General features: G+C 66.4%; 13 protein-coding genes and 1 tRNA gene. 1 reads left to right on the forward strand and 13 read right to left on the reverse strand.

The window, feature by feature from the left end; translation table 11 throughout:
• Window positions 1-28: 28 nt before the first annotated feature.
• From ccoG to ccoN, 5 genes are all read right to left on the reverse strand, one after another.
• Window positions 29-1,576: a cytochrome c oxidase accessory protein CcoG gene (gene ccoG / locus DK368_RS09390; protein ID WP_114393677.1), complete on the reverse strand. Its 1,548-nt coding sequence runs from the start codon at window positions 1,574-1,576 to the stop codon at window positions 29-31.
• Between the two features lie 241 nt (window positions 1,577-1,817).
• Window positions 1,818-2,687: a cytochrome-c oxidase, cbb3-type subunit III gene (gene ccoP, locus DK368_RS09395; RefSeq protein ID WP_114393678.1), complete on the reverse strand. Its 870-nt coding sequence runs from the start codon at window positions 2,685-2,687 to the stop codon at window positions 1,818-1,820.
• 6 nt (window positions 2,688-2,693) lie between these two features.
• Window positions 2,694-2,864 carry a cbb3-type cytochrome oxidase subunit 3 gene (locus DK368_RS09400; RefSeq protein WP_114393679.1) on the reverse strand — a complete coding sequence of 57 codons (171 nt, stop codon included), beginning with the start codon at window positions 2,862-2,864 and terminating at the stop codon, window positions 2,694-2,696.
• 12 nt (window positions 2,865-2,876) lie between these two features.
• On the reverse strand, window positions 2,877-3,602 hold the full coding sequence (gene ccoO / locus DK368_RS09405; protein WP_114393680.1) for a cytochrome-c oxidase, cbb3-type subunit II: 726 nt from the start codon (window positions 3,600-3,602) through the stop codon (window positions 2,877-2,879).
• Between the two features lie 13 nt (window positions 3,603-3,615).
• The gene (ccoN, locus tag DK368_RS09410; protein ID WP_114393681.1) at window positions 3,616-5,097 is read right to left on the reverse strand and encodes a cytochrome-c oxidase, cbb3-type subunit I; all 1,482 of its coding nucleotides are present in this window, start codon (window positions 5,095-5,097) and stop codon (window positions 3,616-3,618) included.
• Between the two features lie 468 nt (window positions 5,098-5,565).
• Here ccoN and DK368_RS09415 point away from each other — a divergent pair, with 468 nt between their 5' ends.
• Entirely contained in the window at window positions 5,566-6,135 is a 570-nt protein-coding gene (locus tag DK368_RS09415) for a DUF2189 domain-containing protein (protein WP_275668495.1), read from the forward strand.
• A gap of 379 nt (window positions 6,136-6,514) precedes the next feature.
• On the opposite strand, the gene DK368_RS09420 is transcribed toward DK368_RS09415, so the two are convergent.
• The 8 genes from DK368_RS09420 to DK368_RS09455 form a co-directional block, all read right to left on the reverse strand.
• The gene (locus tag DK368_RS09420; RefSeq protein ID WP_114393683.1) at window positions 6,515-7,015 is read right to left on the reverse strand and encodes a GAF domain-containing protein; all 501 of its coding nucleotides are present in this window, start codon (window positions 7,013-7,015) and stop codon (window positions 6,515-6,517) included.
• 125 nt (window positions 7,016-7,140) lie between these two features.
• Window positions 7,141-7,216: transfer RNA gene (locus DK368_RS09425), tRNA-Glu, on the reverse strand.
• A 106-nt stretch (window positions 7,217-7,322) separates the two neighbouring features.
• Window positions 7,323-8,798, reverse strand: a complete 1,476-nt coding sequence (locus DK368_RS09430; RefSeq protein ID WP_155524533.1) for a hypothetical protein — start codon at window positions 8,796-8,798, stop codon at window positions 7,323-7,325.
• Between the two features lie 224 nt (window positions 8,799-9,022).
• Complete coding sequence (recJ, locus tag DK368_RS09435; protein WP_114393685.1) at window positions 9,023-10,816, reverse strand: single-stranded-DNA-specific exonuclease RecJ; 1,794 nt, start codon at window positions 10,814-10,816, stop codon at window positions 9,023-9,025.
• 143 nt (window positions 10,817-10,959) lie between these two features.
• Complete coding sequence (gene glpX, locus DK368_RS09440) at window positions 10,960-11,934, reverse strand: class II fructose-bisphosphatase (RefSeq protein ID WP_114393757.1); 975 nt, start codon at window positions 11,932-11,934, stop codon at window positions 10,960-10,962.
• 108 nt (window positions 11,935-12,042) lie between these two features.
• Window positions 12,043-13,341 carry a homoserine dehydrogenase gene (locus DK368_RS09445; RefSeq protein ID WP_114393686.1) on the reverse strand — a complete coding sequence of 433 codons (1,299 nt, stop codon included), beginning with the start codon at window positions 13,339-13,341 and terminating at the stop codon, window positions 12,043-12,045.
• Window positions 13,342-13,352: 11 nt separating this feature from the next.
• The gene (locus DK368_RS09450; RefSeq protein WP_114393687.1) at window positions 13,353-14,573 is read right to left on the reverse strand and encodes an LL-diaminopimelate aminotransferase; all 1,221 of its coding nucleotides are present in this window, start codon (window positions 14,571-14,573) and stop codon (window positions 13,353-13,355) included.
• Between the two features lie 113 nt (window positions 14,574-14,686).
• A complete protein-coding gene (locus DK368_RS09455) occupies window positions 14,687-15,028 on the reverse strand; it encodes a hypothetical protein (RefSeq protein WP_114393688.1) in 342 nt (113 codons plus the stop codon).
• Window positions 15,029-15,238: the final 210 nt, after the last annotated feature.

Here is a 15,238-nt window from a genome sequence, read left to right on the forward strand (position 1 = left end):
CGTTCGATACCTCACCCGGTTGGCAATCCTACTTACCCGCCACATGCGGGCCGATAAAGACGGCGTCATAGGTGCTGCGGGCATTGCTGACCGGTTCACGCAGCACGAATTCGACCGCCGTGGAGTCCGCCTTCAGGGCGGAACGGGGGGCGATGATGAAGACCCGGTAGGGTTCCACCGTGTCCGGCGCGGCATGCACCACCACCGGGGCGCCATCGGCGCCTTCGCCCACATCCTGCACCACCAGCTTGGCACCGGGGATGCCGGCGACCGACAGCTCGTAGCTCAACGCCTCACGGCGCTTGTTGAGGATCTTCAGGGTATAGCCGTTGCGGATGTCGCCATCGGACAGGGTGACGAACAGCGGCGCCCGGTCGCGCAGCACATTGACCGACAGGGTCGAGCGCATGGCCAGGGCCGTGGTCATCACCGCGCCGATCAGCACCACAAGCGACGCATAGATCAGCGTCCGCGGCCGCACGAAACGGAACTTGGTGGGCCGCCCGCAGGCGCGGGCCTCCTGGTTGGACTCGGTATCGAAGGTGATGAGGTTCCGCGGCCGCCCCACCTTGTCCATGATCTCGTTGCAGCTGTCGATGCAGAGGCCGCAGCCGATGCATTCCAGCTGGATGCCGTCACGGATATCGATGCCGGTCGGGCAGACGGCGATGCACTGGCCGCAGTCGATGCAGTCGCCCATGCCCTGGGGCGGCACGGCGCCCTTGGACTTGCCGCGGGGTTCGCCGCGCCAGGCCTCGTAGGTCACGACCATGCTCTGCTTGTCCAGCATGGCCGACTGGAACCGCGGCCATGGGCACATATAGGTGCAGACCTGCTCCCGCGCCCAGCCGGCCAGCACATAGGTGGTGGCCGTGAACAGGCCGACGAAGAAATACTGCTCCATCGAGGCGCCGCCGGTGAAGAAATTCACCAGCAGGGTCGGTGCATCATCGAAATAGAGCGCCCAGGCACCGCCGGTGGCCAGGGCGATGAGGAACCAGACCGTGTGCTTCAGCGCCTTCTTGACGGCCTTGCCGGCCGACATCGGCGCCTGATCGAGGCGCATGCGGGCACCACGGTCGCCTTCGATCCACCGCTCCACCAGCATGAACAGATCGGTCCACACCGTCTGCGGACAGGCATAACCGCACCACAGACGCCCGAACAGCGAGGTGACCAGGAACAGGCCGAATGCGCCCAGCATCAACAGGCCGGTGATGTAATAGACCTCCTGCGGCCAGATCTCGATATTGAAGAAATAACCGCGGCCGCCGGCCATATCGACCAGTACCGCCTGGTTGGGGGCTCCGGGACCACGGTCCCAGCGGATCCAGGGCACGAGATAATAGACGGCCAGACAGAAGACCAGGACAGCCCATTTGGCCCGACGGAATGGGCCGCTGACGGCCTTGGGGTAGACCTTGACGCGGTCGGCATAGAGCGGCGCATCGGGACCCGTGTTCTGGAGCTGGGCCTTGGTGGACGCCGGACGGCCGCTGGCCTTGCGCGCCGTGAATTCCGCCTGCGCCTTGTCGGCCGCGGCTGCTTTTTCCAGCAATGAGCTATCGCCGTCCATGTTCGGACCCCGGTTTTATCAGTGGTTCGCGCCGAATGGTTCGGGCACCGACATTCCCGGATGACCCTAGGCTTCGGTGCCGGCATCCGCTTTGCGATAGATCAAGGTTCCCGGCCATGCCGAACCCGATCCAGGAAAAGCCGACGCCCGCCCGGGTCTCCCCGGACGGGCGTCTTTATAACTGCTCTAATGAGGCACGTCCGCCAAGGGACGCACCCTGGGGCAGTCGGTCGCAGGCGACTTATTGTCCGCCGCCCAGGGCGTGGACATAGGCCGCCAGAACCTTGACCGTGGCCGGGTCCAGGCGTTCGGACCAGGCCGGCATGTTGCCGCGGCGGGCATAGGTGATGGTCTCGACGACCGTCGCCTTGTCACCGCCATAGAGCCAGATGCGGTCGTTCAGACGGGGAGCGCCCACATCCTGGATGCCCTCGCCCTTTTCGCCGTGGCAGGCCGCGCAATTGTCCGCATAGACCTGGGCGCCCCGCTCCGCCGCAGCCGCGTCGGTCGACGTGCCGCTGAGCGACAGCACATACTCGGCCACGTCGTTGATCTGCGCCGGCTCCAGCAGCTGGTCGGCACCGAACCGCGGCATGTCGGAGACACGGCTGTTCTCGTTGGCGTTGCGGATACCATAGGTGATGGTCTGCAGGATCTGGTCCGGCTTGCCACCCCACAGCCAATCGTCGTCGGCCAGGGTCGGGAAGCCCTTGGCCCCCGCACCACCGGCACCATGGCAGGCGGCACAGTTGTCGGCGAAGGCCACGCGACCGGCGGCCATGACATAGTTCATCAGCTCGGGGTCCTTGCGGATCTCGCCGATGTCCGTAGCCACGACCTTCTGCATCATCGGGGCCTGACGGGCCTTTTCCTTGGCCAGCGCGGCACTGACATCCTGACGCTGGGTCCAGCCCAGCACACCATTGGTGTGCCCGGTCAGGCTCGGCCAGGACGGATAGGCGATCGTATACCCCAGGGCGAACACCACCGTCGCGTAGAAGGTGTACAGCCACCATTTCGGCAGAGGGGTGTTCAGTTCCTTCAAGCCGTCCCACTCATGGCCCGTGGTCATCTGGCCGGTGGCGGCGTCCTTTTCGATCTTGGTCGGCATGACACCTTACCTCGCACGCTCTGCGCCCGACGGCGGGCCGTCGCGCAGGGGAATATTGCCCTGATCCTCCAGCCGGCGCCGCCGGGTGGGCCAGAAGGCCCACACGACGATGCCGCTGAAGAGGACGACGAACCAGACGATCCATATCTGCTGCAGCAGCGGATAAAGCTCGCTCATCGCGCCCTCCCCTTACTGCTTGAGGTCTTCAGGGGTGATCTTGGTGAAGTCGACCAGCGTACCCAGCATCTGGAGATAGGCCACCAGGGCGTCCATCTCCGTCACTTCGGGCTTGCCGTCGAAGTCAGCGACCACGGCCTTGGGATAGCGGGCCTGAAGCTCGGCCGGATCGGCATCCGGAACGGCCCCGGCCTGGAGCTTCAGATCCTGGGCGGCAGCGGCGATCTGATCGTCCGTGTAGGGGACACCGACGACCCGCAGGGTCTTCATGTGATCCGCCACATCGTCGAAGCGCAGCGGCCGCTCCAGGAAGGCGTACTTCGGCATGACCGATTCCGGCACCACCGACTGCGGGTCCTTCAGATGGGCGACCTGCCAGTCGTTGCTGTACTTGCCGCCGACACGGGCCAGATCCGGACCGGTGCGCTTGGAGCCCCACTGGAACGGATGGTCATACATGCTCTCGGCCGCCAGGCTGTAATGGCCGTAACGCTCCACCTCGTCGCGGAAGGTGCGGATCTGCTGGCTGTGGCAGAGATAGCAGCCTTCACGGATGTAGATGTTGCGGCCCGCCAGCTCCAGCGGGGAGTAGGGACGGACACCCTCGACGCGCTCGATGGTGCTTTCCACGGTGAACAGCGGAACGATCTGGACCAGACCGCCGATGGACACCGTGATCAGCGTGAGCACGGCCATGAGGATGAGGTTCTTTTCAATCGTCGCGTGACTGAACTTCATGGCGCGTCCCTCCTCACTCGGCCGCCACGGCCGAGGCCAGGGGCTGCGGCGCAGCCGCCTCACCGCTCCGGATGGTGCGGTACATGTTGTAGGCCATGAACAGGGCGCCCAGCAGGAACAGACCGCCGCCAGCCGCACGGATCACGTAGTAGGGATGCATCGCGGCAACCGTCTCGACGAACGAATACTGCAGGAAGCCGTACTCGTCGTAGGCACGCCACATCAGGCCCTGCATGATGCCGGACACCCACATGGCCGTGATGTAGAAGACGATGCCGATGGTGGCGGTCCAATAGTGCCATTCCACCAGCTTGCGCGAGAACAGGCCCTTCTTCTTCCACAGAACCGGCGTGATGTAATACATCATGCCGAAGCAGATGAAGGCCACCCAGCCCAGCGCACCGGAATGCACATGGCCGATGGTCCAGTCGGTGTAGTGGGACAGGCCGTTGACCGCCTTCACCGACATCACCGGACCTTCGAAGGTGCTCATGCCGTAGAAGCCCACGGCGGTGACCGAGAAGCGCAGGCCCGGATCGGTGCGCAGCTTATCCCAGGCACCGGACAGGGTCATGATGCCGTTGATCATGCCGCCCCAGGACGGCATCCACAGCATGACCGAGAAGACCATGCCCAGCGTCTGCGTCCAGTCGGGCAGCGCGGTATAATGCAGATGGTGCGGACCGGCCCAGATGTAGAGGAAGATCAGGGCCCAGAAATGCACGATCGACAGACGGTAGCTGTAGACCGGACGGTCGGCGGCCTTGGGGATGAAATAGTACATCATGCCCAGGAAGCCGGCGGTCAGGAAGAAACCCACCGCGTTATGGCCGTACCACCACTGGATCATCGCGTCCTGCACACCGGCCCAGGCGATGTAGCTCTTGGTCCCGGTGAAGCTGACCGGCACCGTGGTGTTGTTCACCAGGTGCAGCATTGCGATGGTGATGATGAAGGCCAGGTAGAACCAGTTGGCCACATAAATATGCGGCTCACGGCGCTTCAGGATCGTTCCGGCGAACACGACCAGGTACACGACCCAGACGATGGTCAGCCACAGGTCCACATACCACTCCGGCTCGGCATACTCCTTGCCCTGGGTGATACCCATCAGGTAGCCGGTCGCCGCCAGCACGATGAAGAGCTGGTAGCCGAAGAAAATGAACCATCCCAGCTCCGGCCCGCCGAACAGCGGGGCGCGGCAGGTGCGCTGCACCACGTACAGGGACGACCCGATCAGCGCGCTGCCACCGAAGGCGAAGATCGCCGCGGAGGTGTGCAGCGGGCGGAGCCGGCCGAACTGGATGTACTCGATGCCGAAGTTCAACTGCGGAAAAGCCAACTGGAGCGCGATGAACACGCCCGCGGCGAAGGCCGCGATGCCCCAGAACATGGCTGCGATCATGAAGGCGCGTACCACATCCTCGTAGTACGCCTCCTGAACGACGGGTCCGGCCGTCGCCCGGGCCCCCTCGCCGGTGAGCGCAACACTCATAAGAACCCCCGGTCTAACGAGATTTATTCTCTATGCCGGATGGAATCCCTGGTCGCCCAGGTCAACCGCACCGGCTTTTGCGAGTGGATGCACCCTGGGGGGACCACACCAGTTCCGCATTGATTTGCATCAAGCTCCTGTGGGACCCTGCGCAGGAATGTCGCACCCCTTGGGAGGGATGCGGCCCAACCGCAGGGGTGCGCTTTTAACAAAAAGATGCGGGGGTCGCAGCGTTTTTAAGGGAGAACGCCCATGACTGATCTTCACGCGACTCCTGTATTTGCGCCATTTTCACCGGCGGTGCGACGCATTGCCCCAGACAGCCCCTGGATCTGGTTACAAAAAGGTTTTGCAGATTTCAGCGCGAGCTGGCGGGTCAGCCTGGCCTACGGCCTGCTGATTATCTGTTTCAGTTGGATCGTTGTTTCGCTACTTGCAGGCGCAGGACAGATCTATCTTCTTCTTCCGATGTGCGCCGGCTTTATGCTGGTCGCCCCCCTGGGCGCGGTCGGGCTCTACGAGACCAGCCGGCGCCTGTCCATCGGCCAGCCGGCGAGCCTTGCGGCCGCCCTGACGGCCGTCCGCAAGAACGCCCTGCAGATCGCCAGCATGGGTGTGGTCCTGCTGCTGCTGCTGCTGTTCTGGATACGCCTTGCCACGCTGCTGTTCGCCCTGTTCTTCGCCGGGGTGACCCCGGACCTCAGCAATCTCGTCCCGATGCTGCTGCACTCCCCGGTCAGTCTGCCGTTCCTGATCACCGGGACGGCCCTGGGCGGCGTGCTGGCGCTGATTGCCTATGCCATCAGCGTCATCTCGATCCCGATGCTGCTGGATCGCGACACCAACGTCTTCGCCGCCATCGCCACCAGCATCAAGGCGGTCCGCACCAACCCGAAGCCGATGCTGCTGTGGGCCTTCATCATCGTGTTCTTCACCGGGCTGGGCATGGCGACCCTGTTCCTGGGGCTGGCCATCATCTTCCCGCTGATCGGACATGCCAGCTGGCACGCCTACCGGGATCTGGTGGAGAGGGTATGACCCTCTCGTCTCCTGCCGGCCCGACAGGTACCAGGCCATGAGTCCGGCGGTCCCGGCGTCGACCACTATCGGCACCGGGACCGCCCCCAGACCTACGAAACGAACACCAGCCGTGGAGCCGGACAGCCCCGGTCCGGCCGCCGCCAATGTGACGGCCTTGGAAGAGGCGGCAAGGACATGAAGGACGTGTTCGTGCATCGAACCTTCCGGCGCGGAAAACGGATCAGGATGTACACCGCGGGTCCGGGCACACCTTTGATCGAGATCATTCTCCCACCGAAATTTATACGCACCGCCCTGGCCATAGCCGGCGGCCAAGGCACCCGGCGGCAATCGCCGCCGTTGCAGGCAGGATGAGCAAACCCGTTGGAACCCGGTATCAGCCGACGGGAGACCAGTCGCAGCCCGCCACCAGCAGGGCCGCCAATCGCTCGACACCGGCCTGATCGGCCGCATCGAATCGATCGGGAAGCGGGCTGTCGAGGTCGATCACGCCGAGAACCCGATCCCCCAGGAGAAGCGGGACCACCAGTTCCGACCGGGAAGCGGCATCACAGGCGATGTGTCCGGGAAACGCATGGACATCGGGGACCAGGACGCTTTCGCGCCGTGCCGCCGCCGTGCCGCAGACCCCGCGCCCCAGGGCGATGCGGACACAGGCCGGCTTGCCCTGGAACGGCCCCAGGACCAGCTCGCCGCCCCGCAGAAGATAGACACCGGCCCAATTGAGGTCCGGCAGGCTGTGGAACAGCAGCGCCGACAGGTTGGCGGTATTGGCGACCATGTCCCGTTCCCCTGACAGGAGACCGGACAGCATTCCGGCCAGATCCTCGTAAAGGGCCGGCTTGTCGGCGGTGGTGGCCACATGGATGTCAAACATGGATCTGCTCCCTGATGCTCAAGCCTGTGCGTCAACTGCCTGGGGCAGCCGGTTATTGCGCTGGCGAAACAAGTTCGGGAGGAACGGCGCGCCGTCCGCGCGCACCCGCCACAGGCGGGAAGAGGTGGCGTCCCCAACGGGATTCGAACCCGTGTTACCAACGTGAAAGGCTGGTGTCCTAGGCCTCTAGACGATGGGGACGTCGCGGCGGGCGTCTAGGTAGCGGGACTTGGCCGCCGACGCAAGACAAATCGACACGGCGTTTTTCGCGGCCACCCGCCCCTCTGCGCGCATGGCTGGGTCCGACTCAGCGATAACGCTCCAGCGTGCGCTCGACCCGCTGCTCCAGATCGCGAATGATGGTCAGCGTCGGCAGGGTCCGCAGCACCTGAAGCACCGCTTCCAGCTGGGCCAAGGCAATGCCATGCTTCAGCCGCGCGCGCAGATAGTCGATGCGGAAATTGACAGCGATGCGCAGCCCCTCCTCCAGATCCGCCTCCTTCGGGCGCAGGATGCGGGCCAGCCCCTCCTGTTCGGCCAGACGGCGCACGCTGCCGAACAGGGCCGTGGCCGCAAGCGCGGTCGCCACCTCATCCTCGGTCGGGCGATGGGTCATGTCCGGTTCGAACCAGGACTTGCCGCTGTCGCCCACCATCGGGCGCACCGGCAGGATCCTCAAGCAGTCGCGCAGACCGGCCGCCGCGAATCCGTCCAGGGCCTGGCTGACACAGCTCCGCGCCGCCAGCAGCAGATTGCCCAACTCGGCATCGTCGCCGCTCTCCTCCGACAAGCCCCGAATCATCCGGCCGGCATCGTCCAGCAGCCGGGCACTGGTCAGCAGCCAGATGCGACGCGACTGGGTGCCGGCCGAGGCCGCCACCCGGCCCAGATCCCCCAGAGTCTGGGCCAGGTCGGAGAACAGACGGGCCGGGATCAGCCGTTCACGCTGCTGTCCGGCTTGCGACAGGTCCAGGGACAGGGCGCGGACCAGCCGCAACGCCTGCCAGGGCTGGCCCAGCAGGCCAAGCAGCCCATAGAAAAAGTAATCGGTCAGTGTACCGTCCGGATCGTGCAGATTGAGATAGGCCATGCGCGCCGCCGCCACCACCGGCGGCGAGAACTCGGCAATGCGCCCCCCATCCACTCCGGCGGCACGCCGCACCAGATCCAGGGCCGGGGTCAGCTGCGGATGCGCGGCCTGAAGCACGGCGATTTCCTGTAGATCCTGCAGCGCCGCCCGTCCCCCCAGCCGACCGATGAGGGCCTGCCGCTGCAACGGCGACTGCTCCGCCTGCTCCAGCAATTCCACGGTGGCTGCGGCGGCGACCCGGATGCCCTGATCCACAGCCCGTTGCGCATCCTCTCCGCGCTGTTGCCGCATGGCCTTGCGGTAAGCCCGCTCCATGCTTTGCAGGACGGCCTGCTGGGGCGATTCCTGCATCAGACGCCACCAGGGCGCCAGAGCGGTCCGCGACACCACGGCCCGGCGCCGTTCACCGCCGCCGGTCAGGTCATCACGCAGATAGGGTTCCAGGCAGCAGCATACGGCGCGCTGGAAGGTCGGTATCCGGCCAGGCCGTAGCCGGCGCAGACGGGGCCGCAGCGTGGTGAGGATCTGCTCATCGGTGGGATGGCCGGGTTCACAGGCCCGGGCCAGTTCCACGGCCTGCGCGACCCGCAGCAGGTCCGCCTCCGTCAATGTCTCGAAATGCGCTTCCAACCGGGCCTGGGCCCGGGCCGTCGCATCGGACGGCGCCGCTTCCGCCTGCACGGATGCTGCCAACGCTGGACCGCGCTTCGTCACTGTGCCCCCCGCGCCTGCCATGACCCGCATGGCCGCATCCCGGCTCGGCACCGCGGCACCAGCCGGCCGGGATCGGCACAGATGGCGAAACGGGCAGACGAACGGGCCGCGGCCGGCAACAATCAGACCGGGCGGACTATAACGCCGGGCACCACCGGGCGTCTGTAGTGAAATGTGCTAATCGGCAGGATCGGTGCACGAAATCAGGCCTGTCCGGCCATGGCCGCGTCATCGATCAGCAACTGGACGCCATCATTGCCGTTCCAGCGGTCGGGCCGCAGGGTGCCGGCCACATGCAGCGGCCGTCCGCCGGACTGCAGCAATCCCCGCCCCAGATCGGTATCGAGGGCACGGAAGGCAATGGCCTTGAGCCGGGCGCCATCGGCACCGGTGAGAATGCAGCGCACATGGGCACCCCCCACCACATCCGCCCGGACGATCCGCGCATCCGTCACGGCGAAGCGCGGTTCGGCATTCCCGGTGCCGAATGGAGCCAGCCGTTCCAGATGCTGCATCAGGTCCGGCACGGCACCGCGCACGGCCAGGGCCGCATCCAGATGCAGGGTGGGCACCAGCGGCCCCGACTCCGCCAGCTGTGCCGCGATTCGCGTCCGCAGAAAGGCGCGCAGCGCCTCGATCTGCGCACGTTCGACCGTGAAGCCGGCCGCCATGGCGTGACCGCCGCCCGCCAGCAGCAGACCGGCCTGACGGGCGGCGATGATGGCCGAGCCCAGATCGACCCCACGCACCGACCGGCCCGATGCCTTCCCCACGCCGCCGTCCAGGGCCACGACGCAGGCCGGCCGGGCAAAGCGCTCCTTCAACCGGGCGGCGACGATGCCGATGACACCGGGATGCCAGCCCTCGCCCGTCGCCAGGATCAGCTCCGGGCTGTCATCAAGGGTGGCCTCCACCTGGGCCAGGGCCTCCTCCAGAACGACCCCCTCGATGGTCCGCCGCTCGGTATTGAATTCATGCAGTTGACGGGCCAGGGCCGCCGCCTCGGCGGCATCCTCGGTGGCGAGCAGCCGCGCCCCCAGATCCGATTTGGCCACACGGCCACCGGCATTGACCCGTGGACCGATGATGAAACCGGCATGATAGGCGTCCATACGTTCATTGACGCCGGCCACGTCGGCCAGGGCGGCGATGCCGGGATTGGCCCGCCTGCCCATGATCTTCAATCCCTGGGCCACGAAGGCGCGGTTGAGCCCCGTGAGCGGAACCACGTCGCAGACCGTCCCCAACGCCACCAGATCCAGCCAGCCCATGAGATCGGGCTCGGGACGCCCCTGCGCGGCGTACCAGCCGCTGCGGCGCAATTCCCGGTTGACGGCCACCACCAGCAGGAAACTGACACCCACGGCGGCCAGAGTACTCAGCGGCCCACCCGCCGGCTCGTCCAGGCGGTTGGGATTGACCACCGCCACCGCCACCGGCAGCCGCGGCTCGGCCTTGTGGTGATCGACCACCACCACTTCCAGCCCGGCCTCGGCCGCGCCGGCCAGTGGATCGAAGGAGGTCACCCCGCAATCCACGGTCACCACCAGATCGATACCCTCCTGCCGCAGCCGCAGCAGGGCCGGCAGGTTGGGCCCATACCCCTCGGTGATGCGGTCGGGGATGTAGACGCGCAGATCGGCCCCGACGGCGCGGAAGAAGCGGGTCAGCAGGGCGCTGCTGGTGGCACCGTCCACATCGTAATCGCCGAAAACCGCAACCCTCTGGCCACCGCGGATGGCGGCGGCGACCCGGGCGGCAGCCCGCTCCATGTCCTTCAGGATCGAAGGATCGGGCAGTAGCGCCCGCAGGGTGGGCGACAGGAAACACTCCGCCGCGTCCAGGCTGACTCCACGCCCCGCCAGAAGCCGCCCGACCAGTTCCGGCAGACCGTAACTCTGCGACAGGGCCAGGGCCAGACGCTCATCCGCCGGCCGGGCCCGCCAGCGCTTGCCGGACAGGGATTGGTCAACGCCGAGAAAGGCGGAATCGGACATGGCAGGCAGATCTTTGGACGCTACGGACGGGAGGGGTTCCACTTGAACCCGCCGGCGCCGAAATGCAAGCGGCCCGACACCGTTTCCGGGTCGGGCCGCCGCACAGATCACGGCCACGGCCGGGATGGACCCTGCCGTACCGATCAGGCCTTCGATTCGGGGATGATGCTGGCCTTGGTGCGGAAATTGTGCTGCGCCTCCACATAGCGCACGGTGCCGCTCTTGGAGCGCATGACCACGGAATGGGTCACAGCCCCGCCGGGGAAGCGGCGCACGCCGCGCAGCATGGTGCCGTTGGTGACGCCGGTTGCGGCGAACATCACGTCGCCCTTGGCCAGATCCAGCAGCGCGTACTTCTTGGACAGATCGGTGATGCCCCAGCGGCGGGCGCGCTCGCGCTCCTCGTCGTTGCGGAACAGCAGCCGGCCCTGGAACTGACCGCCGATGCAGCGCAGGGCCGCCGCCGCCAGCACACCCTCCGGCGCCCCGCCGGAGCCCATATAGATGTCGATGCCGGCATCGCGCTGGCTGGTGGCGATGACACCGGAGACATCACCGTCACCGATCAGCATGATGCGGGCGCCGGCCTCGCGCACCTTGGCGATCAGCTCGGCATGGCGCGGGCGGTCCAGCACGCAGACCACCAGTTCAGAGACGTCGGCGCCCTTGGCCTTGGCCAGGTTCTTCAGGTTGTTGCTGACGGTATCGTCGAGATCGACCACGCCGTCCGGCAGACCGCCGCCGACGGCGATCTTGTCCATATAGACGTCCGGCGCATTGAGGAAGCCGCCATCCTCGGCCATGGCGATGACGGCCAGCGAGTTCGGGCCGCCCTTGGCGCAGATGGTGGTGCCCTCCAGGGGATCGAGCGCGATGTCGATCTTCGGGCCGTGGCCCGCACCGACCTTCTCACCGATATAGAGCATCGGCGCCTCGTCGCGCTCGCCCTCGCCGATCACGACCGTGCCCTCGATGGACAGGCTGTTCAGGGCCTTGCGCATGGCGTCCACGGCGGCCTGATCCGCGGCCTTCTCGTCGCCGCGCCCCATCAGCAGAGAGGCGCTCAGCGCCGCCGCCTCGGTCACACGCACCACCTCGAGCGCGAGGTTGCGGTCCATGACCAAGCTGATGTCGCCCCGAACCTCGTCCGGAACGCCGTGATTGTTCGACATACTCAGTTTCCCCCTTCGCTTTGCGGACGCGGCTGTTGGCCTGTGCCAGCGTCCTCAGAAGTCCTCTATACGGATCATGCGCGGCGGCTCAAGCACCGCGTCCAGGCTGCCGATCACGGACAGGGCCCGCTGCATGGCCGCCTCCTCGGTATCGTGCGTGGTCAGCACCACCGGGACCGCCTCGCCCGGCGCGCGCCCGCGCTGCAGAAACGCCTCCATGGACACGTTCTGATCGCGCAGGGCCGCCGCAATGTCGGCAATGACGCCCGGCCGGTCCAGCACCATCAGCCGCACATAATAGCGGCCGCGGCGGCGGTCGATGGGGGCGGCCTGCAACGGCACCAGCTGCGCCGCCGGAATTCCGAAGGTCGGCGTGGCACGGCCGCGGGCGATGTCCACCAGATCCGCCACCACAGCCGAAGCGGTGGGGCCGGCCCCGGCACCCCGGCCGACCAGCACCACTTTGTCCACGAAATCTCCATCGGCGACCACGGCGTTGAAGACGCCATCGGTGGCGCCGATGGGACTCCCGATCGGGACCATGCAGGGGTGAACGCGCTGCTCGATGCCCCGATCGGTGGCGCGGGCGATGCCCAGCAGCCGGATGCGGTAGCCCAACTCGTCGGCATACTGGATGTCCAGCGCCGTGATGTGGCGGATGCCCTCCACATGGACGGCGTTGAAATCGACCTTGCAGCCGAAGGCGACCCCGGTCAGCACAGCCAGCTTGTGGGCGGCATCAATGCCGTCAATGTCGAAGCTGGGATCGGCCTCGGCATAGCCCAGGCGCTGCGCGTCGGCCAGCACCTCGGCGAATTCCCGGCCGGTCGTGCGCATCTCGGTCAGGATATAGTTGCAGGTGCCATTAAGGATGCCGTGGACCGCGCGCAGGGCATTGGCCGCCAGCCCTTCGCGCAGCCCCTTGATGGCCGGGATGCCACCGGCCACCGCCGCCTCATAGGCCAGGGTCAGGCCCCGTTCCTCGGCCGCCAGAGCCAAATCGGCGCCATGATGGGCCAGCAGGGCCTTGTTGGCCGTGACCACGTGCCGGCCACGGGCCAGCGCCGCCTCGACGGTACGCTTGGCAATGCCGTCGGACCCGCCGATCAGTTCGACCACCACGTCGAGATCGGGATCGGCGGCGAGCTGGGCCGCATCCTCGTACCAGCGCACCCCGGTGAGATCGACGCCGCGGTCGCGATTGCGGTCACGGGCGCTGACAGCGGTGACGATCAAGGGACGCCCGCACCGCTGCGCCAGTTGCCGGGCCTGCTGGTTCAGCAGCTTCAGCACACCGGCACCGACGGTGCCGAGCCCGGCCACACCGATCTTCAAGGGGGTCGCAGCGCTCATCCAGGGTCCTTTCACGGGGTGGCCGCCCCCATGGGGGCGTTCTGCTTGCGGGCACGGTCCAGGAACGTCTTGATGCTGCGGCAGGCCTGGCGGATACGCTGGGTGTTCTCGACCAGGCCGAAGCGCACATGGCTGTCGCCATATTCCCCGAAGCCGATTCCGGGGCTGACGGCCACCTTGGCCTCCTGCATCAGCAGTTTGGCGAAGTCCAGGCTGCCCATCTCGGCGAAAGGCTCGGGAATGCGGGCCCAGACGAACATGCTGGCATTGGGCGCCGGCACCTTCCAACCGGCCTGGGCCAGTCCCTCCACCAGCACATCGCGGCGCTGACGGTACATCTCACGGATCTCCAGCACACAGTCCTGCGGGCCGTTCAGCGCAGCCGTGGCCGCCACCTGGATCGGGGTGAAGGCACCGTAATCCACATAGGATTTGAACTTGGCCAGGGCACCGATCAGCGTCTTCGAGCCGACACCGAAGCCCACGCGCCATCCCGGCATGTTGTAAGTCTTCGACAGGCTGTTGAACTCGACCGTGATCTCCCGCGCCTCGGGAATCTGCAACACCGACGGTGGCGGATTGCCGTCGAAATAGATCTCGGCATAGGCGATATCGGACAGGATGTAGATCCCGTGCTTCAGGCAGAGATCCACGATCGGCCGGTAGAAATCCAACGTCACCGTCTGGCCGGTCGGATTGGCCGGAAAGCTGACGATCAGGGCGCTGGGTTTCGGCACACTGTGCTTGATGGCACGTTCCAGAGCCGGAACGAACCCGTCCAGCCCGTCGCTGACCGGGATATGGCGCAGGGCGGCGCCGGCCAGCATGAAGCCGAAGGGATGGATGGGATAGCTGGGATTGGGCACCAGAATGACGTCACCGGGGCTGGTGATGGCCTGGGCCAGATTGGCCAGCCCCTCCTTCGAACCGATGGTGACGCAGGCTTCCGTCTCCGGATCGATATCGACGTCGAAACGACGCTTGTAATAGGCGCTGATGGCGCGGCGCAGGCCGGGAATGCCCCGGCTCTGGCTGTAGCGGTGCGTCCTGGGATTCTGCACCGCCTCGACCAGCTTGGCCACGATGTGGGGCGGCGTCGGCTGATCGGGATTGCCCATGCCCATATCGATGATGTCCTCGCCCGCCGCTCGGGCCTTGGCCTTCATCGCGTTCACTTCGGCGAACACATAGGGCGGCAGGCGCTTGATGCGGTGGAATTCGGGCTGGGACATGGGATCAGGCCACCATGGGCTGCAAGGAGTCGGGAGTCCTATGTACCGCCGGCCACGGGGGGAGGCGACAGGATTTTCGAACGAACCTCTCCTGTCATTTCTGGGGGCCTCGCCTATTGCGGAATCGGCGCCGGCGGCGGCGGCGGCTGATCGGGAACGGCCGGCAGGCCGGTCCCGGGATCAATGGCGCGGCCACTGGTGGGTGCCTGCCGCAGTTGACCGGCCGCCGCCTCCCCCTGGGAACGGTCCGCCTGCAGGCGGTCCAGCAGGGTCTGCCGCTCGGCCGGAGTCGAGAATTCCTGCGGTCGGGGCGGCACGGCGGCCAGGCTTGGCCACTGGGCCAGATGCGGATCGGCCCGCCGCACCGGCCGCTGGCCGGTGAGAACGGCCTGCGGGTCCTTGTCGGTCAGGGTCGCGGCGGGGGCAGGCCCATCATCGAAGACGATATCCGGCATGGAAACGTCGGCACAGCCGCTCAGACCGCCGAGAACGCAAAACGCGAACAGGAGACGGCGGTTTCGAGGCAGGGAAGAGAGTGCAGCGGTGAAAGTCATGGCCGGATCGTGTATGAAAAAGAAGACGGCGGCAAGCCAAGCCTCTCGGCCCGGCGCCGCGGATCATTGTTGGTTCCTGGCCCGTCGGGCCACAGCCCGCCTGTCCGGGAC

The organism is Oleisolibacter albus, assembly GCF_003336875.1.
GTDB lineage: Bacteria > Pseudomonadota > Alphaproteobacteria > Azospirillales > Azospirillaceae > Niveispirillum > Niveispirillum album.